General features: G+C 41.0%; 28 protein-coding genes and 1 pseudogene. 26 read left to right on the forward strand and 3 right to left on the reverse strand.

The genetic code is table 11. The features are described 5' to 3' along the window. Positions 1–226: 226 nt before the first annotated feature. Positions 227–730, forward strand: a complete 504-nt coding sequence (locus ACIQ0H_RS16845; RefSeq protein WP_403417196.1) for a DinB family protein — start codon at positions 227–229, stop codon at positions 728–730. A 242-nt stretch (positions 731–972) separates the two neighbouring features. Beyond that, the gene (locus tag ACIQ0H_RS16850) at positions 973–1,461 is read left to right on the forward strand and encodes a GNAT family N-acetyltransferase (protein ID WP_403417199.1); all 489 of its coding nucleotides are present in this window, start codon (positions 973–975) and stop codon (positions 1,459–1,461) included. A gap of 168 nt (positions 1,462–1,629) precedes the next feature. On the opposite strand, the gene ACIQ0H_RS16855 is transcribed toward ACIQ0H_RS16850, so the two are convergent. Continuing rightward, complete coding sequence (locus tag ACIQ0H_RS16855; RefSeq protein WP_403417201.1) at positions 1,630–1,857, reverse strand: hypothetical protein; 228 nt, start codon at positions 1,855–1,857, stop codon at positions 1,630–1,632. 56 nt (positions 1,858–1,913) lie between these two features. Continuing rightward, positions 1,914–2,117 carry a hypothetical protein gene (locus ACIQ0H_RS16860; protein WP_403417204.1) on the reverse strand — a complete coding sequence of 68 codons (204 nt, stop codon included), beginning with the start codon at positions 2,115–2,117 and terminating at the stop codon, positions 1,914–1,916. A 759-nt stretch (positions 2,118–2,876) separates the two neighbouring features. Between ACIQ0H_RS16860 and ACIQ0H_RS16865 the strand changes: the two genes are divergently transcribed. The 8 genes and pseudogenes from ACIQ0H_RS16865 to ACIQ0H_RS16900 all read left to right on the forward strand — a co-directional run bounded on the left by ACIQ0H_RS16865 (position 2,877) and on the right by ACIQ0H_RS16900 (position 9,763). Further along, complete coding sequence (locus tag ACIQ0H_RS16865; protein ID WP_403417596.1) at positions 2,877–3,350, forward strand: DUF2975 domain-containing protein; 474 nt, start codon at positions 2,877–2,879, stop codon at positions 3,348–3,350. Continuing rightward, a pseudogene (locus tag ACIQ0H_RS16870) lies at positions 3,351–3,467 on the forward strand (helix-turn-helix domain-containing protein); the annotation flags it as partial. It abuts the gene before it with no gap. Positions 3,468–3,624: 157 nt separating this feature from the next. After that, positions 3,625–4,146 (forward strand): DUF5412 family protein, encoded by a 522-nt coding sequence (locus ACIQ0H_RS16875; protein WP_403417207.1) that lies wholly within the window; start codon positions 3,625–3,627, stop codon positions 4,144–4,146. 117 nt (positions 4,147–4,263) lie between these two features. Beyond that, the gene (locus tag ACIQ0H_RS16880) at positions 4,264–4,488 is read left to right on the forward strand and encodes a hypothetical protein (protein ID WP_403417209.1); all 225 of its coding nucleotides are present in this window, start codon (positions 4,264–4,266) and stop codon (positions 4,486–4,488) included. Positions 4,489–4,578: 90 nt separating this feature from the next. Continuing rightward, entirely contained in the window at positions 4,579–5,028 is a 450-nt protein-coding gene (locus ACIQ0H_RS16885) for a hypothetical protein (protein WP_403417212.1), read from the forward strand. Positions 5,029–5,162: 134 nt separating this feature from the next. After that, entirely contained in the window at positions 5,163–5,957 is a 795-nt protein-coding gene (locus ACIQ0H_RS16890; protein ID WP_403417214.1) for an alpha/beta hydrolase family protein, read from the forward strand. Positions 5,958–6,320: 363 nt separating this feature from the next. Beyond that, positions 6,321–8,978: a phosphoenolpyruvate synthase gene (gene ppsA / locus ACIQ0H_RS16895; protein ID WP_403417216.1), complete on the forward strand. Its 2,658-nt coding sequence runs from the start codon at positions 6,321–6,323 to the stop codon at positions 8,976–8,978. A gap of 215 nt (positions 8,979–9,193) precedes the next feature. Further along, entirely contained in the window at positions 9,194–9,763 is a 570-nt protein-coding gene (locus ACIQ0H_RS16900) for a dihydrofolate reductase family protein (protein WP_403417219.1), read from the forward strand. 203 nt (positions 9,764–9,966) lie between these two features. Here ACIQ0H_RS16900 and ACIQ0H_RS16905 read toward each other — a convergent pair whose 3' ends face one another. Next, on the reverse strand, positions 9,967–10,494 hold the full coding sequence (locus ACIQ0H_RS16905; RefSeq protein ID WP_403417222.1) for a gamma carbonic anhydrase family protein: 528 nt from the start codon (positions 10,492–10,494) through the stop codon (positions 9,967–9,969). 89 nt (positions 10,495–10,583) lie between these two features. On the opposite strand from ACIQ0H_RS16905, the gene ACIQ0H_RS16910 reads away from it, so the two are divergent. The 16 genes from ACIQ0H_RS16910 (at position 10,584) to hpaI (ending at position 26,105) form a co-directional block, all read left to right on the forward strand. Beyond that, entirely contained in the window at positions 10,584–11,549 is a 966-nt protein-coding gene (locus ACIQ0H_RS16910; protein ID WP_403417225.1) for an NAD(P)H-dependent flavin oxidoreductase, read from the forward strand. Positions 11,550–11,646: 97 nt separating this feature from the next. Next, on the forward strand, positions 11,647–12,042 hold the full coding sequence (locus tag ACIQ0H_RS16915) for a thioesterase family protein (protein ID WP_403417228.1): 396 nt from the start codon (positions 11,647–11,649) through the stop codon (positions 12,040–12,042). A 42-nt stretch (positions 12,043–12,084) separates the two neighbouring features. Further along, on the forward strand, positions 12,085–13,230 hold the full coding sequence (locus ACIQ0H_RS16920; RefSeq protein WP_403417599.1) for a Leu/Phe/Val dehydrogenase: 1,146 nt from the start codon (positions 12,085–12,087) through the stop codon (positions 13,228–13,230). Between the two features lie 15 nt (positions 13,231–13,245). Further along, on the forward strand, positions 13,246–14,301 hold the full coding sequence (gene pdhA / locus ACIQ0H_RS16925) for a pyruvate dehydrogenase (acetyl-transferring) E1 component subunit alpha (protein WP_403417230.1): 1,056 nt from the start codon (positions 13,246–13,248) through the stop codon (positions 14,299–14,301). A 3-nt stretch (positions 14,302–14,304) separates the two neighbouring features. Further along, a complete protein-coding gene (locus ACIQ0H_RS16930) occupies positions 14,305–15,321 on the forward strand; it encodes an alpha-ketoacid dehydrogenase subunit beta (protein WP_403417233.1) in 1,017 nt (338 codons plus the stop codon). Positions 15,322–15,333: 12 nt separating this feature from the next. Then, a complete protein-coding gene (locus tag ACIQ0H_RS16935; protein ID WP_403417236.1) occupies positions 15,334–16,557 on the forward strand; it encodes a dihydrolipoamide acetyltransferase family protein in 1,224 nt (407 codons plus the stop codon). 1 nt (position 16,558) lies between these two features. After that, positions 16,559–17,998, forward strand: a complete 1,440-nt coding sequence (locus ACIQ0H_RS16940; RefSeq protein ID WP_403417239.1) for a dihydrolipoyl dehydrogenase family protein — start codon at positions 16,559–16,561, stop codon at positions 17,996–17,998. Between the two features lie 90 nt (positions 17,999–18,088). After that, positions 18,089–19,048, forward strand: coding sequence for an ABC transporter substrate-binding protein (locus ACIQ0H_RS16945; protein WP_403417242.1), 960 nt, complete (start codon positions 18,089–18,091; stop codon positions 19,046–19,048). Between the two features lie 17 nt (positions 19,049–19,065). After that, positions 19,066–20,085: an ABC transporter permease gene (locus ACIQ0H_RS16950; protein WP_403417245.1), complete on the forward strand. Its 1,020-nt coding sequence runs from the start codon at positions 19,066–19,068 to the stop codon at positions 20,083–20,085. Positions 20,086–20,092: 7 nt separating this feature from the next. After that, positions 20,093–20,890, forward strand: a complete 798-nt coding sequence (locus ACIQ0H_RS16955) for an ABC transporter ATP-binding protein (RefSeq protein WP_403417247.1) — start codon at positions 20,093–20,095, stop codon at positions 20,888–20,890. A gap of 84 nt (positions 20,891–20,974) precedes the next feature. Further along, the gene (locus tag ACIQ0H_RS16960) at positions 20,975–21,766 is read left to right on the forward strand and encodes a fumarylacetoacetate hydrolase family protein (protein ID WP_403417250.1); all 792 of its coding nucleotides are present in this window, start codon (positions 20,975–20,977) and stop codon (positions 21,764–21,766) included. After that, positions 21,763–22,521: a fumarylacetoacetate hydrolase family protein gene (locus ACIQ0H_RS16965; protein WP_403417253.1), complete on the forward strand. Its 759-nt coding sequence runs from the start codon at positions 21,763–21,765 to the stop codon at positions 22,519–22,521. The genes ACIQ0H_RS16960 and ACIQ0H_RS16965 overlap by 4 nt, the downstream gene beginning before the upstream one ends. A 21-nt stretch (positions 22,522–22,542) precedes the next feature. Then, positions 22,543–22,932 (forward strand): 5-carboxymethyl-2-hydroxymuconate Delta-isomerase, encoded by a 390-nt coding sequence (locus ACIQ0H_RS16970; protein ID WP_403417255.1) that lies wholly within the window; start codon positions 22,543–22,545, stop codon positions 22,930–22,932. A gap of 206 nt (positions 22,933–23,138) precedes the next feature. After that, positions 23,139–24,623: a 4-hydroxyphenylacetate 3-monooxygenase, oxygenase component gene (gene hpaB, locus ACIQ0H_RS16975; protein WP_403417258.1), complete on the forward strand. Its 1,485-nt coding sequence runs from the start codon at positions 23,139–23,141 to the stop codon at positions 24,621–24,623. Positions 24,624–24,687: 64 nt separating this feature from the next. After that, positions 24,688–25,161 carry a flavin reductase family protein gene (locus ACIQ0H_RS16980; RefSeq protein WP_403417602.1) on the forward strand — a complete coding sequence of 158 codons (474 nt, stop codon included), beginning with the start codon at positions 24,688–24,690 and terminating at the stop codon, positions 25,159–25,161. Between the two features lie 20 nt (positions 25,162–25,181). Continuing rightward, positions 25,182–26,105 carry a 2,4-dihydroxyhept-2-ene-1,7-dioic acid aldolase gene (gene hpaI, locus ACIQ0H_RS16985; protein WP_403417261.1) on the forward strand — a complete coding sequence of 308 codons (924 nt, stop codon included), beginning with the start codon at positions 25,182–25,184 and terminating at the stop codon, positions 26,103–26,105. Positions 26,106–26,129 lie beyond the last annotated feature (24 nt).

Below are 26,129 nucleotides of genomic sequence, written 5' to 3' on the forward strand. Positions count from 1 at the left end.
GAGCGTACACCTAGCTTGTAAATTATAACTATAAATTCAAAACACTGTTTATAAATGAAGTGAAAAATTATTTTCTATTCATCAAGAAGTGATGGGAACCGTTGATACATTAATGTTTATAGAGGGAGGTTAGTTCAATAAGGGAACTCGACATATAAGATCAAGTGTTCTATAATGTATCTCCAATAACAAAAAAAATATTGAATGGACTTAGGAGGAATTATATATGTATGTAACGATTTCAGATTTTATCAAAGAATTGAATAAGGAATCTATGCTAACTCAAAACGTTTTGGATAGTTTGACAGATGATTCATTAGAACAATTAGTTTATCCAGAAGGTCGTACTTTAGGAAGAATTGCGTGGCATTTAACAACAAATATTCCGGAATACTTAGTTAATTTCGGGTTAAAAATCGATGTGGTAAGAAACGCGGAAAACGTCCCAACTACAGCAAAAGAAATTGCTGAGACATTTAAAAATGTAAGCTCGTATTCAGCAAAAATGATTGAAGAACAATGGACGGATGAAACTTTAAAGCAAGTGCAAATCGCATTTGGGAGAGAAGAATCAAATGCAATGATTATTATGGGACTAATCAAACACATTGTTCATCATCGTGGACAAGTTACAGTTCTTATGCGTCAAGCAGGAATAAAACCTTTTGGGGTTTATGGACCACCAAAAGAAGATTGGATTCATTTAGGTGTGGAAAATCCACCACTATAATCACATTGTGCTAATGCGTGCGTTAGTTACAGATCGTTGAGCTGCTTAGGCGGCTCTTTTTTCTTATTCAACTCCTATGAAAGAACTTAATCACCTTTCATATTTTGTGGTGAAGTGCTGATTTTTGCGCTTTATGGATGGCTTACGGAGGAGGATAGTTCGATAAGAAATAATATTAAAATATTGAAAATTTGTGGCAGCTAATATGCTATAATTAGGAAAAAAATAAGGAGTATTTTACAATGACTGTTATACTTAAAGAAGTTTTGGAATCAGAAAAATCTATTTTGCGTAACTTTTACTCATTGTATCTTCACGAGCTTTCGAATTTCACCACGAATCTAGATGTTGGAGAAGATGGTGTCTTTCATTATGAAGAATTGGATAAATTCTGGGGCGTAGATGGATTATCGCCCTATTTTATAAAGTTGGATGATGAAATTATCGGTTTTATATTACTATTAGAACGCCCATTTTTGAAAAAAAACAATGATTATGGAATAAACGACTTTTTTATACTCAATAAGTACAAAGGTAAAGGATTGGCTGTGCAGGCTGCAGGGAAAATATTTAAAGAGAAACCAGGGCAATATTTTGTAATGCAGGTTGTTGAAAATAAGCGTGCGGTTGCATTTTGGAAAAAAGTTTATAATGGATTAAATATTGAAACTCATGAAAGACAGGACCTAATTGATGATGAGCTATGTCTAATTCAAACGTTTAAAATTTAATTCAACTAATGGGTGCTTTACTTCAACAAGATTAAAAAAATCGGAATGTTTGTCAGTCGAAAATAAATATCGATGTCAAATTTACAAAAAAGACCGAATGAGATTTCTCAAACAGTCTTATATTTCCTACTAAAAACAAATAGTCAAACTACATAAAAGTAGGCATTCTTATCTTCTTTTTTTAATTAAGTCGAATATTTTTTTCAATTGAGCTTGCACTTGAGCTTCAAATTGAGCTTGTAACTGAGCTTGAGCTTCAAATTGAGCTTGCAATTGTGCTTGTAACTGAGCTTGAGCTTCAACTTGAGCTTGTGCCTGCGTGTCACGGTTTGTAATGTGTGGGTTTACATGAACTTTAATTTTAGGTTCATCATTCCAATCATTTGCTAGTCCCATTTTAAATCACCTCCTACAAAGTAATTGGTTTCAGTTAATTAAGGCATTATTGACAACTATCTAAGTTTGTCAATAATTTTTTTCAACTGAGCTTGTAACTGAACTTGGAACTGAGCCTGTGCTTCAAATTGAGCTTGCAATTGGGCCTGTAACTGAGCTTGAGCTTCAAATTGAGCTTGTAACTGGGCTTGTACCTGAGTGTCTACATTGTTAATAACTGGACTGACTATTACTTCAATATCTCTAGGATTATCATGCATATTAATCCCCCCTTTCTATAGTAATTTTTGTACCTCTTAACATAGTTAAGGAGGTATATCGGTGACTTTTTATCCAGAGGAAAAGTCTTTATATACTATGAGTTTTTAGAGAGTCGGACAAGGCTAATACAGTGTTTTATAAAAAAACAAACGATTATTCTTGAAGATAGGTTATAAACACCCATGAAAATAAAAGAACTCTTATTATTGATAATATCGCATAACAAAAAAGCTAAGAAAAGGTTTTTTAAAAAAGACTGAGCCTTGAGAATGTAATGTTGAATTGAAAGGTAAATCAAGAATCAGCTCGATTCTTCAGAGAATATAATCAAGGCTGGTATAGTAACCAGTATAGGATTAATCTCCCAAGTGCTACCCGTATTAGGTGCGACAGTCTGTGATGCGCCGTTGTCGTTGGAGTCAGACTAACAGATGGCTTCTATGGCACCATAGTTCATCGACCTTCTTCGCCAGCCGTAGTATCCAATACCCGATCTACACACATTTTTTTATCTTTTGAGCTACATGAATGGCTAACGGGGAGGTTAGTGAAATAAGGGATATTGTGAAATTAAAATAAAGGTCCGAATCCAATAAATTCTCGAGAATTCCTCTAAAGGAACTCGAGAATTTTTTCTTTTTTCAACACTAATGCAATTCTATTTATTTGTTGTAATTCGATAAATTTATATTGACTTACATTTTTATGAGCTTTATGCTGTAATCAGATGAAAATTTTGGAGGTGGATTAGGTTGAAAGTGAATATAGCGTCACTTATTTTAAAAATCTTATTAATTGTGTTTGCAATAGGGGTGATATTCTTTGCGGTATATGTTCTGCCGATTATTGCAGAACAGAATAGCGCTTTATATCCTGAACTTAATTATGCTAAATTACCTATCCTTATAACTTGTGAATTATTGTTAGCTCTATTATTAATCGGAATAGGAATCATCATGTATTTACTGATAATATTTGATCGTGGTTTGACATTTGGTTCAAGATTTATTAGTGGAGTAGAGATCTTAGTTGGCATGTGCATTGTAGCATCTATAGGAATCATCATTATATTCCAGTATATGAGAACTTTTGGAGGGCCTGGTCCATTGTTAGCATTAATTATGATAGGTATAACCTTTATCATTTGGATAGTAGCAGCGGTAATTATGCTCATTCGAGCTATAGTGAAAAAAGCCATTGTTTACAAAGATGATTATGATATGACAGTGTAGATGATCATAGTAAATGTAGATGTCATGTTGGCGAAGTGAAAGATGAGTGTCACTGAATTAAGTGAAAAAGTAGAGATTACTGTGGCCAATTTATCCATATTAAATAATGGTAAAGCAAACTTCGATGACCTCATCTTTATGGCGATGGACAATCAAAAAGCTAACTTATTTTTTCATTTGATCAATAGTAGTGGTGTGATTGCTGAACTAGCGGGGCATTTTAGTAAGAAGATTTTTTGGAGAACACCAGAACTTATAAACGGGAGGTAACTTAGTGGGAAGAAAGTATAATTTGTGGTCCTTCCTTTTATGTTTGTTAATAATTGTTTTTTCTTTACAGGCTTTATATGCGTCATATAACCGAACTTGGCAAGTGGCACCACCTGCTTTGACTTTATGGTTACTCACCGTAATTACTTTCGTCTCGGGTATTATTGGATTTAAAGACAAAAGTAGTAGGCGAGCGAGATGGAGAAGTTGGCTGACGGTACTAATTGCATTCCCACTTTCGGCAATTTTTCTATTAGGGGTAGCGGTAAATACTTTTGCGAGAGAACCTATTGAAACAGCACAATCACCTGACTCTAAAATTACCATCGACTTTTACACATTAAACGGTGGAGCCGCTACCTCCATTAGTGTAGAAGGAATAGTAAATGGTCCCCTTTGGTTTAAAAAGAGGATTTATTACGATGACAATATGGACAAAGCGGATGCGGCTTGGATAAATAACCATATTATCACAATCAACAATCACACTCTGAACTTAGATAAAGGGGAAACTTTTTCGGATTAATAGTTCTTTTTACTAAAGGGCAGGTAAATTCAATAAGGAAAGGTTAAATAGATAGAATAGAGTGGGGAGAAAAAATGGAAAGAAAGTTTAGTAAGTATTCGATCATGTTAGTTGTCATTGGAATTTTTTATTCCATATATGGCTTTCCCGCCGATTAATAACGATATTTTGGAGTATTGGGGAATATTTATTGGCTTTTGTGTCTATTTAACAGGCATTGTACTTGGTATAATCGCTTTCTTTAAGAAAGAAAAAGGGTTAATGAAGTATATCTCGTTACTTTCCATCTCATTAGGTATTTTATTGATTGCATTTCTTTATGCAATCGTTGGAAAAATTTAACGAACTTCATTGGATGACATAATTATACTAATGGGTGCGTTTCTACAACAAGTGGGGACGCTTTTTTACTACCGAGGGGGGAGTGGAAGAGTGTTATTGAATCGCGCAGGAGGTTATGGGGGGAAGATGAAGCGAACATGTAGAGCAAAGATGTTGGGCTTGTATGACTTGTTTTTGGCGACAGGTGCAATATGGATAGGGACTCAAATGGTTAGGTCAAGTAATGGAATCTTCGCCGAGGAATATCCTGCTAGTTGGGCAACCAGGCTCCCTTTTGATAGCTGGGTTATGCCTGGGGTTCTCGCAATTGTCATATTTGGACTGGGTAATATTATAGCGGCGGTGTTTAGTTTTAAGAAGAGACATAACAGTTCGTGGTATGCATCTGCCATTATGGGAGCAGTGTTCTTTTTCAGCTTGATTCTTCAGCGCATTATTTTAGAGGAATCCTATATCGTAACTAATCCGTTTTTAGCTTTGAGTGTTATTCAGTTATGTTTGAGTGGATACGTGTTTTGGGGTTCTAGAAAAGGGCTCTAATTGTGACTGGAAAATAAAATACGAAGGTGTTCACAAACTGCCGCACTTGTTTAATAAGAACAGGAGATGTGGTTTTCTTGTTGAATAAAGGAAGTAGCGTGGTTTTGAAGCAAATAGTGAAAGGGGTTATTACATTGACAGAAACTTTTCAGATACCCTATGGAGATCATCCGTCCCAATTTGGTGTATTGCGTATGCCTGAGTTTTCAGGGCGTTGTCCAGTAATTGTTACGATTCATGGTGGGTTTTGGCAATCAAAATACGGACTTGAAGAAAATACACCATTGGATGAAGATTTAACTCGTCGTGGTTATGCGACTTGGAATATAGAGTATCGACGAGTCGGAGAAGATGGTGGAGGTTGGCCAGGAACGTTTATAGATGTTATAGATGCTGTGAATCATTTCATCCAGCTAGAGGAACGCTTTCAGCTCGATCTCTCACGAGTGGTTATCCTTGGGCATTCAGCAGGGGGGCACTTGGCTCTCTGGTTGGCATCCCGAAGTAATAAAGTTCACATGGATGAAATCGGTAAAACTCTGCTTATACCTATACGGAGCGTAATATCTTTGGCAGGTGTCTTGGATTTGAGGAGGATGTGGGAAATCCATGAGGAAAAAGGGATGATAAGTCCCGTAGCTTCTTTTCTTGAGGGATCACCCCAAGAAGTATTTGAACGTTATAGGCTAGCTTCACCGATAGAATTATTGCCTTTGAAAGTCGAGCAAATTTTAATACATGGTGAATTAGACCGCCATGTCCCAGTTGAATTGAGCATCGAGTATTATCATAAGGCAATTGACAAGGGCGATAAAGTTCGCTTGGTAGTACTTCAAGATGTAGAACATTTTATGGTGATCGATCCGTCATCATCCGCATGGAAGTCAGTGATCGATTCACTGGAAAAGTTAAAAGAACATTCTTGTTGAACGAATGGGCGGTTGTTTTATAAGAGTTTGATAGCACATATGAATACAAGGTGTTTTTGGGGTAAGTTGAGTGTAATCATATTCATTGGTATATGAGCCACTTTCGAGGGGATGTACCGGGTTATCAGGTGAAAGTATCGTAAAAACTAGCTATTAAAAAAATGGAATACTATCTCTTCCTAATTTAATTATAGCAGATTAAAAATAGGTAATATAGACTGTTTATTCATATGTTCTACTGCTAAAATTCAATAGAACTTTACGTTAATCAGCAAGGCTGAGATACGACTGATTTATATTTGTTAAATGTAGTAAATATATCAAGGGGTATAAAAGAAATGTAATGGTTAGGGGAGAGATAGAATGAGTTCGTTGGTTCTCGGTTTTCAGGAAATGGAAAAAACGCAGCTTTTGCTCGTTGGCGGAAAAGGGTTGAATTTAGGGGAATTATCAAAAGTCGAGGGCATTCAAGTACCAGAAGGATTTTGTGTGACAACAGTGGGCTATCAAAAAGTCATCGATCAAAATGAAGCGTATCATGTTTTGTTGGATCAACTAACAGCCCTTAATGTAGAAGATCGCGATCAAATAGGTGTAATCAGCAGGAAAATCCGACAAATCATTATGGACGTAGAAATTCCTTCTGATGTTGTGAAGGCAGTTACTCACTATCTCACCCGCTTTGGTGAGGAACATGCTTATGCAGTGCGTTCTAGTGCGACTGCTGAAGATTTACCACATGCCTCTTTTGCTGGTCAACAAGACACCTATTTAAATATCATCGGCCTCGATGCTATCTTGCAGCATATCAGTAAATGTTGGGCGTCATTATTTACGGATCGCGCGGTCATCTACCGTATGCAAAATGGATTTGATCATAGTCAAGTTTATTTGTCCGTTATCATTCAAAGGATGGTTTTCCCACAGGCTTCAGGGATTTTATTTACCGCTGATCCGATTACTTCTAACCGAAAGCTGCTATCAATCGATGCTAGTTTTGGCCTTGGAGAAGCACTGGTCTCTGGCTTAGTCTCTACCGATTGTTATAAAGTACAGGACGAGAAAATCGTCGATAAGATGATTGCAACCAAAAAACTGGCTACCTATGGACTAAAAGAAGGCGGAACAAAGACCCTCCCGATTGATCCTGATCGGCAAAGGACTCAAACACTCACTGAACAACAAATTTTACAACTAGCGCGCATAGGAAGGCAAATCGAAGCTTATTTTGGTTACCCACAAGATATCGAATGGTGTTTGGTTGAGGATACATTTTATATTGTCCAGAGTCGCCCAATCACTACTTTATACCCGATTCCTGAAGCGAATGATCAAGAAAATCATGTGTACGTATCTGTCGGTCACCAACAAATGATGACCGATTCTATGAAACCACTGGGATTGTCTTTTTACCTATTAACGACTCCTGCACCTATGCGTAAAGCTGGTGGAAGGTTGTTTGTTGATATTACACATAGTCTGGCTTCACCTGCTAGTAGAGAAATGTTGTTGAATACTCTAGGACAATCCGATCCGCTCATTAAAGACGCACTTATGACCATAATAGACCGCGGAGATTTTATTAAATCATTACCGGATGATCACAATGAACTGGGTCCCAGCAAAAGTAATAAAGGTAAGTCATCTGCAGGTATTCAAGCACCAATCGAAAAGAATCCGACAATCGTTGCTGATTTGATTAAGTGTAGTCAAACATCGATAGAAGGGTTAAAACAAAACATCCAAACGAAATCAGGATCAGATTTATTTGATTTTATTCTAGAAGATATCCAGCAATTAAAGAAGATTTTATTTGACCCACAAAGTTTGGGTGTAATTATGGCTGCTATGAATGCTTCATCATGGATCAATGAAAATATGAACAAGTGGTTAGATGAAAAAAACGTAGCAGATACGCTTTCTCAATCTGTACCAAACAATATTACTTCGGAAATGGGACTGGCTCTATTGGATGTCGCAGATGTGATTCGTCCTTATCCAGAAGTAATTGCCTATTTACAACATGTAAAAGATGAGTACTTTTTGGATAACCTTGTGAAGTATGAGGGTGGACAGGAAGCCCAAGACGCTTTCTACGATTATCTCAGCAAATACGGCATGCGATGTGCCGGAGAAATCGATCTGACTAAAACGCGTTGGAGCGAAAGACCAACTACACTTGTCCCTATGATTCTGGGGAACATCAAAAACTTTGAGCCGAATGTCAGCAATCTGAAATTTGAGCAAGGGCGACAGGAAGCGTTAATTAAAGAACAAGAGTTATTGGAGCGATTGAAACAATTACCGGATGGTGAGCTAAAAGCCAAAGAAACAAAACAAATGATCGACCTAATCCGGAATTACAGCGGGTATAGAGAATATCCAAAATACGGCATGGTGAATCGCTACTTTGTCTATAAGCAGGCCTTACTGAAAGAAGCCGAACAACTCGTATTAGCCAGCGTGATTCATGAAAAAGAGGATATATACTATCTCACTTTTGAAGAACTTCACGAAGTCGTGCGCACAACTAAACTAGATTTCCCGGGTGGCTTGGTCAAGCAGCAAGCAGAGCTTGCGACCAGACAAATTATTAGCGATCGAAAAGACGAGTACAAATTCTATGAAAAACTATCTCCACCACGTGTACTCACGTCTGATGGTGAAATCGTTGTGGGTAAGTACAAACGAGAAAATCTCCCAGCTGAAGCTATTGTAGGTCTACCTGTTTCTTCCGGAGTGATAGAGGGACGAGCACGTGTCATCTTAAATATGGAAGATGCTGATCTAGAAGATGGAGACATATTAGTTACATCCTTTACTGACCCTAGCTGGACACCGTTGTTTGTATCCATAAAAGGTCTAGTCACTGAAGTTGGTGGACTGATGACCCATGGAGCCGTTATCGCACGTGAATATGGCTTACCAGCAATTGTTGGGGTGGAAAATGCTACCCAACTAATCAAAGACGGGCAACGAATCCGTGTTCACGGAACAGAAGGGTATATCGAAATCGTGTAATTGCTGAATGCCTTATCAAATTTTAATAAACGAACCTAGTATCGCTCTTCTTGAACTAATGCGTGCGTTTCTACAACTTGTAGAGACGCATTTTTACTATCGTGTAGTTCAGTTGAACAATCGAAAAAATATTGTTACAATAAAATAGAACGTACATTCCGTTCATTGGATAATCCTTCTTCAACGTGGCAGAAGAAGCAATAGGAGGTAGAGGTATGTCAACTAACGTAAAACAGAGAAGAATAATTTTAGATTTAGCTGTTACTTTAGATGGTTTTATTGAAGGGGAAAATGGGGAAGTTGATTGGTGCATTATGGACCCTGAAATGGGGTTCACTAATTTCCTAAATCAAATTGATACTATTTTCTATGGTAGAAAAAGTTACGATTTATGGGGACAATATATCCCGCAAACGGAAGAATCTGAAAGCGATAAAGAAATGTGGGAATTGGTTCATAGTAAAGAGAAATATGTGTTTTCCAGAACACAACTCGGGACTGATAATCGAGCAATATTTATAAATGAAAATATTCTAGAAGAAGTAAATAAATTGAAGAATAAGCCTGGTAAAGACATCTGGCTATATGGCGGAGCAAGTCTTATCACAACGTTTATAAATTTAGGGCTTGTTGATGAATTTAGATTATCTATTCACCCTGTTATTTTGGGGAAAGGAAAACCGATGTTCATGGATATCAAACAGAGGGTAAATTTAACAATGGTTGATAAAAGAACGTTCTCTTCTGGCGTGGTGCAATTAATCTATCATCAGGTTAATTATTAATACCATTGTTCATTACAGTGATAAATGGTAGTGAACAGAGCGGTTGCAATAAGAATGGGAAACCCTCATAAAAGGGTTTCCCTTAAAACGACCTTATTCAACTAACGGTTGTTCTAGTTGAAGTAGTAAACCTATTCAAAAATAGAAAGCATCGGTGCCAGTGTACCGATGCTTTTTTTGTCGTTGAAATAGTGTTTTTGTTCTCAATTACTCTCTTCGTTTTCAAAAATCTCTCGATAGTCATAGCCTTTTTGCACATATGAATCGATCGATAATTGAATGATGTCAAAGTCTTTGTCGTTCAATTCTCTCACGACTTTACCAGGGGAACCGACAACTAGTGAACGAGGCGGAATTTTTTTGCCGGGTGGAATAAGTGTATTGGCGCCGATAATACATTCTTCTCCAATTTCCGCATGGTCGAGAATGGTAGAACCCATTCCAATAATGGAGCGTTTGCCGACTTTGCAACCATGAAGGATAACGTTGTGGCCAACAGTGACTTCATCTTCAATCACGACGGGGGCATCTTCATATAAGTGGATGGTCGAATTATCTTGGATACTACATCGATTCCCGATGGTAATAGGCCCTTCATCGCCCCGCAGGACAGTATTAAACCAAATGGTAGATTCAAACCCAACTTGAACTTCCCCGATAATTTTAGCGCCCGGAGCGACGAAAACTGTCGGATCAAGTACCGGACGCTTCCCTTTAAATGTGATGATCAAAATGAAACCCCTCCCTCAACTATTAGATTTTTCTTAATCCTTTTTTAACTCTATCAAGCATACCATACTACCATAGGGGTGGAAGAAAAATGATAAACGTTTGTGAAATGCTACAGATTGCTTTTCCAATTATTCAAGGCGGCATGGGCAATATTAGTAATGCAAAACTGACAGCAGCTGTTTCAGAGGCAGGGGGGCTTGGCACAATCGGCTGCGGAACGATGACGCCGCGTGAGGTAGAACGAATCATCATTGAAACGAAACAACTCACCAAAAAGAAGTTTGCTATCAACATTGCGATCAGCGTTACACCATATGTAAAAGAGCTAATGGACCTCGTGATCCACCATAAAATTTCAGTTGTTTCGCTATCCGCAGGGAATCCAGCGCCTTATATTCCTGCATTCCACGACCAGGGCATCACAGTCATTGCGCTTGTTGCTTCGGTCAAACATGCACAAAAAGCGGAGGCAGCCGGGGCGGACATTCTAGTGGCTGAAGGTGTTGAAGCTGCAGGCATTAACTCTAATTTGGAACTGACGACATTCACGCTCATCCCCCAAATCGTGAAACATGTCCATGTACCGGTCATTGCGGCAGGAGGAATCGGTGACGGTAAAGGATTGGCAGCTGCGCTTCTATTAGGCGCAAGTGGTGTGCAAATGGGTACCCGTTTCATCGCAACAAAGGAAGCGCCATTTCATGACACGTACAAGCATAACCTTGTCAAAGCAAGTGATACGGAAACGTTACTCGTTGGACGCAGTGTAGGAAAACTGAGACGGATCTTAAAGACACCCTATGCCATGAAACTGTGCAACTTAGAAAAATCAGGCATGACTCCGGAACAATACGGTGAACTGACATCGGAAAAACAACATATCAAAGGTGCGATTGAAGGGGATATGGACAATGGATTTATCAATAGCGGTCAAATTGCCGGGTTGATCGATCACATTCCGACTGTGAAAGAGTTACTGGATAGCATGATGGAAGAAGCGGAAAGGCGGGTGAATGAATCGATAAAGGAGTTTAAAAAAATTCTGCACAACTAAGTCAAGTAAAGTAGTCACATAAATTGGTTTAAATTCTTTAGTCATTTTAGGCATACAGTAGAGAATACTAAACTATAAATTAGGTAGGGGATCAATCATGAAGCAAGGATTATGTGTGGGTCGAGAAGAAATGATAAAAATCATCGTGACAAAGGACATGTTTGCTTCGTTTGAAGGTGAAATTGTACATCCCGTCTATTCAACGGTAGCTATGACATACCATATGGAGTGGGTATCTCGGAAAATCATACTGCCATTTTTGGAAGACCATGAAGAGGGAATGGGTGCGGCCGTTCAACTGAAGCATCTTGCAGCCTCTCCACTTGGATCGACAGTGACCTTAACAGCCACTTTACTAGAATATCTGGACAATCGGGTAGTGACAGAAGTCGTGGCAGAAAATCATTTAGGGCTCATTGGCAAGGGTGTAGTGGTACAAGTAATCATGCCAAAGGAAAAAATAGCGGAAAGGTTGAAAGAGGCATCGTCTTAAAACAGACGTTGCATGACCTATCCTAAGGAGGAAATATACGTGATGCTAGCAGAAAAAGCGGCACTTACAAAGGGATTTGAAATTTTCGAACGGATGAGTGAACATGAGCAAGTTATTTTTTGCAATGACCCTTCAACAGGTTTGCGGGCAATTATCGCCATCCATGATACAACACTAGGACCAGCACTAGGTGGATGTCGAATGCAGCCGTATAGCAGTGTGGATGAAGCGTTAGAAGATGTTCTTCGCCTGTCCAAAGGAATGACCTATAAATGTGCAGCAGCTGATGTCGATTTTGGCGGTGGCAAAGCAGTGATTATCGGCGACCCCAAAAAAGATAAATCACCGGAATTATTCCGCGCATTTGGTCAATTTGTTAATTCACTAGGTGGTCGTTTTTATACAGGTACGGATATGGGGACGACGATGGATGATTTCATTTATGCAATGAAAGAAACCAATTTTGTCAATGGTCTACCGGAAGTATATGGAGGCGGTGGTGATTCGTCTATTCCTACAGCAGAGGGCGTTTTGTACGGGTTAAAGGCGACCAATCAATGGCTCTCTGGAGAGGACGACCTAGGTCAACATCGCTATGCCATTCAAGGTCTTGGGAAAGTTGGATTCAAAGTCGCAAGTGGTTTACTTCAAGCTGGCGCTCACATTTATGTCACGGATATTAACGCAGCCAGTCTGCGGGAAATTGAAGCAGTGGCCGCAAAAACAACGGGAAAAGTACAAGTTGTGGCAAACGAAGATATCTACGCGCAAGAAGCGGATATCTTTGTACCATGTGCATTTGGCGGGATTATTAACGACACGACAATCCCTCAGCTGACAGTAAAAGCGATTGTAGGTTCCGCTAATAATCAATTGTTAGAGGATAGACATGGAAAATTGTTGCGTGATAAAGGAATCTTATACGCACCAGACTATATCGTCAATGCGGGTGGGCTCATTCAAGTGGCAGATGAATTGTATGGCAGTAATCATGAACGCGTACTTGCGAAGACGAAGCATATCTACGACGCGATTTTAGAAGTATACAAGGAAGCTACGGGTAGTGGAAAAACTACGGAGGAATCGGCGAATGCGATGTGTGAGAAAAGGATAGCAGACGGGAAAAAACGCAATAGTTTTTACTCGGTCCCTGTCAAACCAAAGTGGTCGATTCGTACTCTATCTTGATTGGAGGCATGCCAAATGGAACAATCCTATCCTATAAAAAGAATAGTAGATGATGAAGGCTTTTTCGTAGATGCAAGTTTCGATAAGCAGATTGATGAGCAATTGGTTCAAGAGTTGTACTATCACATGCTGAGAATTCGTACGTTTGATAGAAAGGCGATTAACTTGCAACGACAAGGACGCTTAGGGACTTACGCACCTTTTGAAGGACAAGAAGCTGCTCAAGTGGGGAGCGCCCTTGCATTAAATGCCAACGATTGGGTTTTCCCAACGTATCGTGATCATGGCGCTACAATCACATTTGGAAAAAGTATGGCCACAACGTTTTTGTATTGGAATGGCAGAGTAGAAGGGTGTAAAGCCCCGGCAGATCGAAATGTTTTCCCGCCAGCCGTTCCAATTGCAACTCAATTACCTCATGCCGCAGGTGCCGCATGGGCAGAAAAGAAACGAGGAACCCCAAATGCAGCAATCGCCTACTTCGGAGATGGTGCTACTTCGGAAGGAGATTTCCATGAAGGATTGAATTTTGCGAGCGTTTTCAAAGTGCCAGTCGTCTTCTTTAATCAAAATAATGGATATGCCATTTCCGTTCCGATTGAAAAACAGATGAATTCTGCAACGATTGCACAAAAGTCAGTGGCCTATGGGATACCGGGATTTCGGATAGACGGCAATGACTGTTTTGCTGTTTATTTCACGACGAAAGAGGCCTTTGATAATGCTAGATGCGGAAATGGCCCGACATTGATAGAAGCGGTTACCTGGCGAAAAGGTGCCCATACGACCGCTGATGATCCGTCTAAATACCGGCCTGCACAACAAGGAAAGGATATCGTGGATCCTCTGACACGATTAGAATTATTTATGAAAAATTACGGCTACTGGAATGAGGAGTGGATTCAAGCAACTCAAGAGAAAACGACCCGTGAAGTCGAAGTAGCCGTTGAAGAAATGGAAAAGTTTCCTCCGCCAAACGTAGAAGATGTTTTCAATCATGTTTATGCTGAAATGCCAGCGCAACTAGCTGAACAAAAAGAAGCATACCTTGCACACTTGGGGAGGCAGTGATGGATGACACAATTGACAGAGACTGATCTACAAAACGTCACGACAAAAAAGATGACAGTCATTCAAGCGATTAATGATGGCATGCGTTTGATGCTTGAAGAAGATGATCGAACCATTATTCTCGGAGAAGATATCGGTAAAAATGGCGGCGTTTTTCGTGCGACAGAAGGACTTCAGGAAGCTTTTGGCGAGGATCGGGTCGTGGATACACCACTTTCAGAAGCAGGTATAATCGGCACATCAATTGGACTTGCCGTGAATGGTTTTAGACCAATTGCAGAAATCCAGTTCCTCGGTTTTATCTATCCTGCGTACGAACAGATTATGACGCATGTTGCGCGTATTCGTATGCGGTCGATGTCTCGTTTTACTGTGCCTATGGTGATTCGAGCTCCATATGGGGCAGGAATTCGTGCACCGGAAATACATTCTGACAGTACAGAAATTCTATTCACCCATATGCCAGGTATCAAGGTTGTCTGTCCATCTACGCCCTATGATGCAAAAGGGTTATTAATCGCAGCGATGGAAGATCCTGATCCCGTACTCGTACTCGAGCCGATGAAAAACTATCGTTCGCAGAGAGAAGAAGTTCCAGTCGGCAAATACACTGTCGAAATTGGGAAAGGGAAAATCGTACGTGAAGGTGCAGATGTCACGCTCATTGCTTGGGGCGCAATGGTGAGCATTGCGGAGAAAGCAGCTCAGCAAGCCGAAAAAAAGGGAATAAGTTGTGAAATTATTGATCTCCGCACACTGTACCCGATTGATCGTGACATGATTGCTGGGTCCGTTCAGAAGACAACAAGAGCAGTCGTCATTCATGAGGCGCATCATACGGGGGGACTTGGCAACGATATCGTTTCGATTATTAACGACACATCTTTTCTTTATTTACGGGCTCCAATCGAACGTGTGACTGGGTTTGATGTACCCGTTCCATTTTTTACATTAGAAGAACATTATCTTCCCACACCGGCACGCGTTGTTGAAGGAATCGAAAAAGTGCTTCATTTTTAAGGAGGAAATGAAATGCTCGAAGTAAAGTTACATGATATTGGTGAGGGGATGACCGAAGGGGAAGTCATCCATTACTTTGTCAAAGTTGGCGATGCAGTGATGACGGATCAGCCGCTTGTTGAAGTACAAACAGATAAAATGGTCGCAGAACTTACTTCGCCTTGCGCAGGTGTCGTGAAAGAAATTCGTATTGATGTAGGTGAAACCGTACAGGTCGGAACAAGTCTACTCTACATTGAACGTGATGAAGCCGTTCGGACAGAACAACCATTGCAAGTGGAACCGAAACAACTGGCCGAAAAGAAAGAAGATCCGGTTATTAAAAAAGATGGAAAACCGTCGCCCAACCCTTTTCAGCGGGTGCTCGCTGCACCTTACACGCGAAAACTTGCACGCGACAACAATGTAAATATTGAAGATGTTCAAGCCAGCGATCCTTCTGGAAGGGTTACGGAAGAGGACGTTTACCGATTCATAAAAGGGCAACAAGCTGAATTGGCAACGGTGAAGGATGTTAAGCAGGCAATGGATGGCCAAGAGATTTCACCTGATGAAATTCCTTTTAGAGGAATCCGAAAAAAGATTGCAGAAAAGATGACGAAATCACTCTTTACTATTCCGCATGTCACTCATTTTGATGAAGTCAATATGACGAATTTATTTACAGTGAGGGAGCAATTGAAAGCTGCGGGAGAATCGGTCAGTGTGCCAGCATTTCTCATTAAAGCACTCGTGATTGCATTGAAAGATTTCCCGATCTTCAATGCCGAACTCGATGTAGACAATAGCCGAATCCTCCTGAAGAAAAACTATCACATCGGTATCGCTACAAATACAGAAAGTGGACTACTTGTCCCTGTTATCCATGATGTAGATAAAAAATCAATTAAAGAAATTAACGAAGATGTCAAAGGGTTAATAGCAAGAGCAATCGCGGGTACCTTACAACCGTCTGACATGAAAAATAGTACATGCACGGTCAGTAATGTGGGACCACTTGGGAGTACAGGCGCAACCCCAATCATCAATTATCCAGAAACAGCCCTGATTGCTTTCCACAAAACGAAAAAACAACCCATTGTCAATGCGCATGACGAAATCGTTATCGGTCATATCATGACACTGTCCATGGCATTTGACCACCGCGTTGCGGATGGCGCGACAGCCGTTGCCTTTACGAACCGCTTTGCAAGCCTAATTGAACAGCCTCACAAACTGTTGATGGAGATGATATAAAATGGTCGTCGGGGAAATCAGCCAGCTCAGAAATCTGATCATCATTGGAGGGGGACCAGGGGGCTACACTGCTGCTATCCGTGGTGCGCAGCTTGGGCTTTCTGTCACGTTAATTGAACAGGCGGATATGGGCGGCGTTTGTCTGAATCAGGGGTGTATTCCCTCCAAAATCTATACACATGCGGCAGCTAAACGCTCGGAAACGCCGCATTTGCAAGAACTTGGCATGGGAAGCCCGGAAAACGGATTCAATCTGCAACAGCTACTTGCCTACAAGGATAAAGTCATCAGTCGCCTTAGGACAGGCGTAGAAAGGTTATGTCTAGACAACAAGATTGAAATCATCAAAGGGAAAGTGACATTTCTTGCAGTCGACAAAATCGGAGTGGAAAACGGACATCAATTCGATATTTTCGAATTTGAGCAAGTCATTATTGCGACCGGAAGCTCCCCAATGTTGCCTACTGCCATAAAAGAAAAAGGAGAACGAATTTTATGGCCGCATGAACTATTTACTTTGGAAGAGATACCAGAACATCTCATTGTAAGAGGTCAAGATTACATGGCACTGGAAGCTGCTTCAAGTTATGCAGCGTTGGGTGCGCAAGTCAGTCTAGTGATGGATGAACAAGGAGGCTTTCCCTTCGATGAATCCATTAATAAAGAATTAACTCGTTTATTTAAAAAACGTAAAATTAAGGTCTATAAAGAACGTGAATTCATCTCCATAAAGGAGACGGATACCGGTATTTCACTAACGATACAAACGGATAAAAACGTAGAAGAGACAATACGTGGATCACATCTATGTGTTTCCGGAACAAGAACCCCAAATTTGGATGCGATAGGTATTAGCCGATTCGGCATTGACCAAACAACTGAGGGTTTTATAAGAGTAGACGGAAATATGCAATCATCGATTCCTTCTATCTATTCAATCGGTGATGTAACGGAAGGCCCCATGGTAGCAGTGAAAGCGATTAAACAAGGGAAAGCTGCTGTAGCATCCATTGCTGGCGAACATGTAGAAGTCGATCTGACCTTTATGCCAGTTGTGGCCCATACGATTCCGCCGGCTGTTTCTGTGGGACTTACGGAACAACGTGCACGAGAAGCTGGGTTGGTGGTTCGTGTGAGTCAATTTACTCTTGGTGGCAATGGTTATGCAACCATTACGGGTAAAAAGGATGGGTTTATTAAAGTGATTGCTGATGCAACCACTGACATCATTCAAGGCATTCATATGATTGGGGAAGGAGCCATTGACATGTCGAGTTCCTTTGTCCAGTTGCTTGAAATGGCTGCGAAAGAAGAAGACATTACGTTTCCCCATTATGCACACCCAAGTTTTAGTGAAGGACTACTTGAAGCGGTAGAGGGGTTAGTTGGACAAGCGATTCATGCTGCGCCGGATAAAAAGAAAGATCTGTTAAGAATCTGACGACAGAACATACGGCGATTGCATGCATACCAAATGATGAAAATAACCTTGATTTTGATTCTAAGACATCATTATAAAGGGGGATATGGAATGAAAAACAGGTGGAAGAAACTATTGGCTGTTACTTTTGCTGCGACTCTATTACTTGGAGCATGTGGGGGAGCATCTTCGAAAAAATATAAAATCGGCGTCAGTCAAATTGTGGAGCATCCATCGCTCGATGCGGCTTATGACGGCTTTAAGCAGGCGATAAAAGATGCGGGGCTTGAGGTGGAATATGTTGTGCAAAATGCCCAAGGCGATAATAGTGCCAACACGACAATCGCCACGAATCTTGTCAGCGAAAATGTCGATCTACTATTCGCGAACTCCACTCCAAGTGCTCAAGCAGCTGCTAGCGCTACAACAGACATACCAATCATTTTCACATCTGTAACAGATGCAGTAGGCGCGGAACTCGTTAAATCTATGGAAAAACCCGGTGGGAATGTAACAGGAACGATCGATGCTCATCCGGATGCTATCTCGAATACGATGAAGTTTCTGAAAGAAGAACTGGGCGCTAAAAAAGTTGGAATGGTATTTAACTCAGGTGAACAAAACTCCCGTGCCCAAGTAGATGGAGTCAAAGAAATACTGGAAGCTATGGATATGTCGGTTGTGGAGGCGTCTGTTTCTACATCTGCTGATGTGAAACAAGCCACTGAATCATTGATTGGGAAAGTAGATTCGCTGTATATCATTACAGACAATACGGTTGTTTCTGCACTTGAATCCGTCATTTCAGTCGCCAATGATAACCAACTCCCAATGATGGTCGGTGAATTTGACTCCGTAAAACGAGGGGGCCTAGCTGCATATGGGTTCGAATACTTTGATATCGGTTATGAAGCGGGAGAGATGGCTGTCAAAGTCTTGAAAGGGAAAAGTAAACCAGCTGACTTACCTGTGCAAATTCCACAAAAATTAAAATTGATGATGAATAAAGACACAGCCACTACGTTAGGCCTCGATATTAAAGACCAATGGAAAGCCGAATTGAGTGAATAAATAGGGGGTGATTCTGTATGTTTGCAGCTATATTTGGCTCTGTAGAGCAAGGAATCATCTATGCCATTATGGCACTTGGGGTGTATATTTCATTCCGAGTGCTGGATTTTCCGGATTTAACAGTTGACGGAAGTTTTGTAACAGGTGCTGGGGTGGCTGCCATGATGATTATTTTCGGGTATCATCCAGTAGCTGCTACGGCGGTAGCCATCGTGATTGGTTTTCTCGCGGGTTGTGTGACGGGCCTTCTACACACCAAAGGGAAAATCAATGCGCTGCTAGCTGGAATATTAATGATGATCGCTTTGTATTCCATAAATTTACGCATCATGGGCCTGACGTCTGCCACTTCCATTGGTCGTCCGAATATCCCTTTATTAAATGCAGAAACGTTGTTTAGCAAGTTTCATGCATTTTGGGGATCCTTTGGAATTGACGCCGCCATGAAAGACTTCCTTAACACGCTAGGTATTCAACACCCACCTTCGACTTGGGGTACATTGTTCATCATGCTGATCATTGTGTTGCTCATTAAATTTGCAGTAGATTGGTTTTTGAAAACCGAAGTAGGCCTTGCGATAAGGGCTACTGGTGATAATAAGAAAATGATCCGAAGTTTATCTGCCAATACTGACACACTTGTGATTGTCGGCCTCGGATTTTCCAATGCGCTTGTCGCCTTCTCAGGAGCATTAATCGCCCAGTATTCGAAGTTCGCTGACATTGGAATGGGAATCGGGATGATCATCATTGGACTGGCTTCCGTTATTATTGGCGAGGCAATCTTTGGGACGAAAACGATTATGCGCACCACATTTGCTGTCATCGCTGGAGCTGTTATTTATCGAATTGTTCTAGGACTTGCACTGCGCGTGGACTTTCTCGATACAGGAGATATGAAATTAATCACTGCCGTTATCGTTATCGTCGCGCTGATATTGCCACAATTTGTTGAAAAAAAGCGTGAAAAAAACAGAAAAGCGAAGCGTCATGCCGAACGATTAACAGAGCATGAACAGTTACTAATGAAGGAGTGATGACTCGTTGCTGAAGCTCATTCAGATTAGTAAATTATTTAATGAAGCAACCCCTGACGAAAAAATTGCTTTAGACCAAATTAATCTGGAGTTGCATCCAGGAGATTTTATGACTGTGATTGGGAGTAATGGTGCTGGAAAATCGACGATGTTGAATATGATTTCCGGCGCTCTTTCACCCGATTTTGGTGTTATTAACCTTGCCAATAAAGACGTGACAAAATTGCCCGAATATAAGCGTTCGCAAATGATTGGCAGGGTGTTCCAAGATCCTATGGCTGGAACAGCCCCTACGATGACAATAGAAGAAAACCTTGCGATGGCCTATTCGCGAAATAAAAAACGTCAATTAAAAAAGGGTGTTGATCGGAAACGGCGCGAATTATTCCGTGAATCACTTGAAACGCTCCATTTAAACCTTGAAAACCGCTTGAATGCAAAGGTAGGCATGCTGTCTGGTGGAGAAAGGCAAGCACTTTCATTGTTGATGGCTACCTTTACACAACCTTCTATTCTCTTACTAGATGAACATACGGCCGCACTCGATCCATCGCGTGCCGAACTGATTACGAATTTAACAAAGGAACTTGTTGAAAAGGATCGCCTCACCACACTGATGATTACCCATAATATGCAGCAAGCATTGGACCTAGGGAACAGGCTTATTATGATGGATAAAGGACAAATCATTTTAGAAATAGAAGCCGAGGAAAAGAAAAAATTAACGATTCCACAACTGATGGATGAATTCCAACGCATTCGTGGAGAAAAATTAACGAGTGATAAGGCATTGTTATCCGTCTGAAAATGGGGTGACGGGCAGTATTTCTTGGGAAATAAGTTGTTTGTGCTATCGATAAATAGTCAAATAACTAAAGGAGTGAAACGTGTGAGCAGGGCAAGTTTGAGAGTGTTAGGAGCACGGGAATTAATTTCAGCGGATGTGAATATAGTCAACAATACAGTCACGATAGGTGAAGGTGTAGTCCATGCGAATGAACTACCACTAGATATCCCGGTGACAGGAATGGTGATAGGAACGTTGTTGAACTATAAAGGGGCACTTGAAAAACTAGGCGACACAGTACAAGCCAAACCCTATTGTTCGCCGCCAACCGCTCCTGTTCTTTATTTGAAGCCGGCTAATACCTTCAACCGTTATGGATCAACAATCCCTATGCCGGTAGGGGTATCGAAACTTGAAGTCGGGGCGGCACTCGGTTTGGTCATCGGAAAGCAAGCCATCGCTGTAGATGAAGAACACGCGCTAAATTATGTGGCGGGTTATACGATTGTCAATGATGTCAGTGTCCCTCATGTAAGTCTGTTTCGTCCAGCTGTTCAACATCGGGCACGAGATGGATTTTGTCCAATCGGACCATGGGTGATTGATCACCAGGAAGTACCAGACCCAGATAATTTAGTGATTCGTGTATTCATTAATGATGTACTGCGTCAAGAAAATACCACATCGAATTTGATTCGCCCAATTCGTCGTTTACTTGCGGATGTTACTGAATTCATGACGTTACGTCCGGGTGATGTATTGCTCGTGGGGGTTCCTGAGGCGGCGCCGCTCGCCGAGGTAGGCGATCACATACGAATCGACATTGCAGGTATTGGTAGTTTAGAAAATAGGATTGTGGATGAACAACAATTCAATTCGTGGGGGACAACATGAGAAAAGCAAGAATCGCATATGGGGGAGCCATTCATGAAGCTACTGAATGGCAAGGACAACTTCTAGTAGATGATGGACGAATCGTAGACGAAAACGAAGTCACTTGGCTTACGCCAATCGAACCGCGTACGGTGTTTGCGCTAGGACTAAACTATGCGGATCATGCAGCAGAACTTGCCTTTACTGCGCCATCAGAACCCCTCGTCTTTTTAAAAGGGCCGCATACATTTATTGGGCACCAGGGTTTTACGCGTCGTCCCGCCGATATCAGCTATATGCACTATGAGTGTGAATTGGCCGTCATTATCGGTAAAACAGCTCGAAATGTGAAAAAAGAAGATGCCTACAACTATGTAAAAGGTTATAGTGTTGCGAATGATTATGCCATCCGAGACTATTTAGAGAACTATTACCGTCCGAACTTACGCGTGAAAAATCGTGATGCAGCTACTCCTTTTGGACCGTGGATGGTCGATGCACAAGATGTTGTCGACCCGATGAGTTTAAAATTGACGACGCATGTCAATAACAAACTCGTTCAAGAAGGAACGACGTCGGATATGATTTTCGATATTCCGACGCTAATTGCGTATTTAAGTAGCTTTATGACGTTAAGTGAAAACGACGTCATACTCACAGGAACCCCTAAAGGGTCCGTAGATACGGCTGTCGGAGATGTTGTCGTCACCGAAATCGAGGGGATTGGCCGCTTAGTCAATACCATTATTGGGGATGAATCCTTTATCAATCGATAGTGTGGAAAGGAGGGCATCTACTTGCCACATTTTATTGTCGAGTATACGGATAATATTAAAAATGAAACCAATATCGCAAAGTTATTGGAAGAGATTCATAAAGTCCTGATTGCACATGACACGGTATTTCCGATAGGGGGTCTTCGTTCAAGGGCGATTGAGCTGAATGAGTACCGCGTGGCAGATGGGACGGAAGATGACGCTTTTGTCCATGCAACGTTGAAAATAGGGGCTGGACGCTCAGAAGCCATCAAGAAAGTGGTTTGCGATGCGCTATTTGAAGTTATCACCGAACATTTTTCTCGATTAATGTCCAAGCGTTATTTAGCTTTGTCAATGGAATTACACGAATTTAGTGAAGCAGGTACGTATAAGAAAAATAATATTCATGCGAGATTTAACAAGAAGTGAAATCTCCTTTATATATTATATATGAATATCTGTATGAACTGAGCGAAGGCGCCTTCCAAGGGGTAGCCGGAGCCATAAGACTGACGGCGAAGCTGTCTGGCTTGTGGTGGGAGGCAACCCCCTAGTGCCATAGCGGATTCAATGAAGATCCTATTTTTAAATTTATATAGTCAAGTAAACTTTCTAATTTAGAAGGAGGGAATAGAGTGGGCGCACGGACAGGGAAAGAATATATTGAAGGCATTAAAAAACGAAATACGGAAGTATGGATTCATGGTAAGAAAGTGGATGACGTTACCATACATCCTGCATTTAAAAATGTAGTGGAGAGTGTTGCAGGTCTTTACGATTTACAGCACGAGAAGCCAGAAAAAATGCTTTATACGTCTCCTACATCTGGGGAGAAAGTCGGACTTTCATATATTGCTCCTAAAACGAAAGAAGATTTGTTTAAAAGACGTGAGATGCATACCGAGTGGGCATCGTTTTCAGGCGGGATGATGGGACGTTCTCCTGATTATTTGAACACAAGTATTATGGCCTTTGGTACAGCCAGTCAGTTTTTTGCGCAAGTGGGTGGCGGAAGTGATCAATTTGCGAAAAACGCGGCGAATTACTATGAATATGCACGAGAAAATGACATTAGCTTAACCCATACATTAATCCACCCACAGGTAAACAGATCCATGCTCACGCAAGCCGAGCAAAAAGATCCATTTCTTTCTGCACGTATTACGAAAAAGACATCAGAAGGCATTATTGTCAATGGTTGTCGTCTGCTTGCAACTTTAGGAGGAATTACGGATGAGCTCGTCGTTTTCCCTTCCACCATTAACAAGACGCCGGGAACAACAGACGACCCCTTTGCCTTTGCCTTTGCGATCCCGAATAACACAAAAGGATTAAAATTCCTGTCCCGTGAATCCTTCGACTATGGGAAAAGCAAATGGGATCACCCACTAGGTGCTAGATTTGATGAAAGTGATGCCATTATTTCATTTGAAGATGTATTGGTTCCGTGGGAAAGGGTTTTTGTCAGTGAAAGTACAGATATCTGTAATCGGACGTATGCCGAGACAAATGCAGTTATTCATATGACGCACCAAGTCATCGCTAAAAACGTCGTAAAAACCGAGTTTATTTTGGGTGTTGTCATCAGTATGATGGAAGCAATTGGTATCGATAAATTCATACATGTCAAAGAAAAAGCAAGTGAAATCATGGTGATTTTAGAAGTTATGCGTTCTCATTTATATAAAGCCGAGCATAATGCAAAAATCGATCAATACGGAAATATGACGCCAGACTTTGGACCGTTAAATGCAGCGCGTAACTGGTACCCGAAAATGTACCAACGTATGAATGAAATCATCAAAATTCTGGGTGCTTCAGGATTGATGGCTCTGCCAACTGAAGCAGACTTTAGCAATACAGATGTTGGCCCGTTAGTGCATCGTTACACACAAGGTGCAAATATGAATGGCGAAGAAAAAGTACAGCTATTCCGCTTAGCTTGGGATATTTCCATCAGTGCATTTGGGAACAGACAAGCACTCTATGAGTATTATTTCTTTGGAGATCCCGTGAGAATGTCGAATGCTTATTATGATGGATTTGATAAGCAACCTTATAAAGATATGGTGACAAACTTTTTAAATCGAGCGAAAAAAGAAGCCGGCATAATAAATTGAAGATAAATCCACGTTTATTTCAAAGTAGGAAGGAGTATGTATGATGCAGCAAGCAAATCCCGAAATTGAAGACCGATTATTTCGAAATGCGATGGGCAGTTTTGCAACGGGTGTTACGGTTATTACAACAGAGATTGCTGAGGAGGTATATGGCATGACTGCCAATGCTTTCATGTCTATTTCACTCAATCCGAAGCTTGTTGCCATTAGTATTGGAGAACATGCAAGAATGCATCAATATATCAAAGATGCCAAACAATTCGCGATTAACATCTTATCGTCAGATCAACAAATGGTGTCGAAGCAATTTGCAGGCCAGGTCAACTTGGAGTCTAAGATACCGTTTGGTTCCTATAAAGGATTGCCAATTTTAGAAGATGCGCTAGCGGTTGTGACCTGCCAACTGCATTGCGATTATGTAGTCGGTGATCACACGATTTTCATCGGCCAAGTGACTGGCATTAAGCTCGAACAAAAGGAACCATTAGTGTTTAGTCAAGGTAAGTATCGAAAACTACAAAAACTTGAAGACGAATGACTTTAAAGGAGTAGATTCTATTGGCATATGAAGAAGCGAAAAAGAAGTTAAGAGGTTCCATTTGTCCGGTTGTTACACCTTTTACCGAAAGTGGTGTGATTGACGAACAAGCATTCATCGAGTTGATCAATTGGCAAATTGCCAGCGGAAGTCATGGTATTTCTGTGACAGGAACGAGTGGTGAACCAAGTTCATTAACGATTGCTGAAAGAAAAAGGGTGATGGATCTCGCGAAAAAGACGATAGATGGACGTGTGTTTTTTGCACCTGGGACAGGGTCTACCAATCACGATGAAACCATGGAACTTACGAAGTATGCAGAAGAAATTGGTGCTGATGCTGCGATGGTGATTGTCCCTTACTACAATCGACCGAATCAGGAAGCCCTTTACCAGCACTTTAAAACGGTTGCGGATTCCGTTACAACGCCAATCATCATTTACAATATACCAGGCCGTTCCGCCGTCAACATGGAAGTAAGCACTATGAAACGATTAGTAGAAGATTGCCCGAACATTATCGGTGTTAAGGAAGCCAATAAAGACTTTGAACATGTCAATCGTGTGCTGCTAAACTGCGGAAGAGACTTCCTGTTATATTCGGGAATTGAACTACTTTGTTACCCGATGCTTGCCATTGGCGGCGCTGGATTTATCAGTGCCACTGCGAATGTTGAGCCAACAAAAGTAGCAGATTTGTACAATGCATGGGAAGCCGGGGACGTGGCAAAAGCACAAGATCTGCATTTTGAATTAATGCCATTAAATGATGTCCTCTTCAAAGATACAAATCCCTCTCCAGTTAAAGTAGCACTAGGCATGATGGGGAAAATCACGCCGAAACTTCGCTTACCGTTAGGACTACCTTCAGCAGGCATACAACAAGAAGTTCGAGAGTCACTGATTGAACTTGCTATTTTACCTAAGGAATCCACTGTACTGTAATTAAAAATTTCAAAGAGAAAATGG

Origin of the sequence: Sporosarcina sp. NPDC096371, assembly GCF_044762865.1 — a bacterium.
In the GTDB taxonomy this organism is placed as follows: domain Bacteria; phylum Bacillota; class Bacilli; order Bacillales_A; family Planococcaceae; genus Sporosarcina.

Excerpts from the sequence above, each read along its gene's own strand:
- ACIQ0H_RS16845 (WP_403417196.1), top strand. The coding sequence starts at position 227 with ATGTATGTAACGATTTCAGATTTTATCAAAGAATTGAATAAGGAATCT.
- ACIQ0H_RS16850 (WP_403417199.1), top strand. The coding sequence starts at position 973 with ATGACTGTTATACTTAAAGAAGTTTTGGAATCAGAAAAATCTATTTTG.
- ACIQ0H_RS16855 (WP_403417201.1), bottom strand. The coding sequence starts at position 1,857 with ATGGGACTAGCAAATGATTGGAATGATGAACCTAAAATTAAAGTTCAT.
- ACIQ0H_RS16860 (WP_403417204.1), bottom strand. The coding sequence starts at position 2,117 with ATGCATGATAATCCTAGAGATATTGAAGTAATAGTCAGTCCAGTTATT.
- ppsA (WP_403417216.1), top strand. The coding sequence starts at position 6,321 with ATGAGTTCGTTGGTTCTCGGTTTTCAGGAAATGGAAAAAACGCAGCTT.
- ACIQ0H_RS16900 (WP_403417219.1), top strand. The coding sequence starts at position 9,194 with ATGTCAACTAACGTAAAACAGAGAAGAATAATTTTAGATTTAGCTGTT.
- ACIQ0H_RS16910 (WP_403417225.1), top strand. The coding sequence starts at position 10,584 with ATGATAAACGTTTGTGAAATGCTACAGATTGCTTTTCCAATTATTCAA.
- ACIQ0H_RS16915 (WP_403417228.1), top strand. The coding sequence starts at position 11,647 with ATGAAGCAAGGATTATGTGTGGGTCGAGAAGAAATGATAAAAATCATC.
- ACIQ0H_RS16920 (WP_403417599.1), top strand. The coding sequence starts at position 12,085 with ATGCTAGCAGAAAAAGCGGCACTTACAAAGGGATTTGAAATTTTCGAA.
- pdhA (WP_403417230.1), top strand. The coding sequence starts at position 13,246 with ATGGAACAATCCTATCCTATAAAAAGAATAGTAGATGATGAAGGCTTT.
- ACIQ0H_RS16930 (WP_403417233.1), top strand. The coding sequence starts at position 14,305 with ATGACACAATTGACAGAGACTGATCTACAAAACGTCACGACAAAAAAG.
- ACIQ0H_RS16935 (WP_403417236.1), top strand. The coding sequence starts at position 15,334 with ATGCTCGAAGTAAAGTTACATGATATTGGTGAGGGGATGACCGAAGGG.
- ACIQ0H_RS16940 (WP_403417239.1), top strand. The coding sequence starts at position 16,559 with ATGGTCGTCGGGGAAATCAGCCAGCTCAGAAATCTGATCATCATTGGA.
- ACIQ0H_RS16945 (WP_403417242.1), top strand. The coding sequence starts at position 18,089 with ATGAAAAACAGGTGGAAGAAACTATTGGCTGTTACTTTTGCTGCGACT.
- ACIQ0H_RS16950 (WP_403417245.1), top strand. The coding sequence starts at position 19,066 with ATGTTTGCAGCTATATTTGGCTCTGTAGAGCAAGGAATCATCTATGCC.
- ACIQ0H_RS16965 (WP_403417253.1), top strand. The coding sequence starts at position 21,763 with ATGAGAAAAGCAAGAATCGCATATGGGGGAGCCATTCATGAAGCTACT.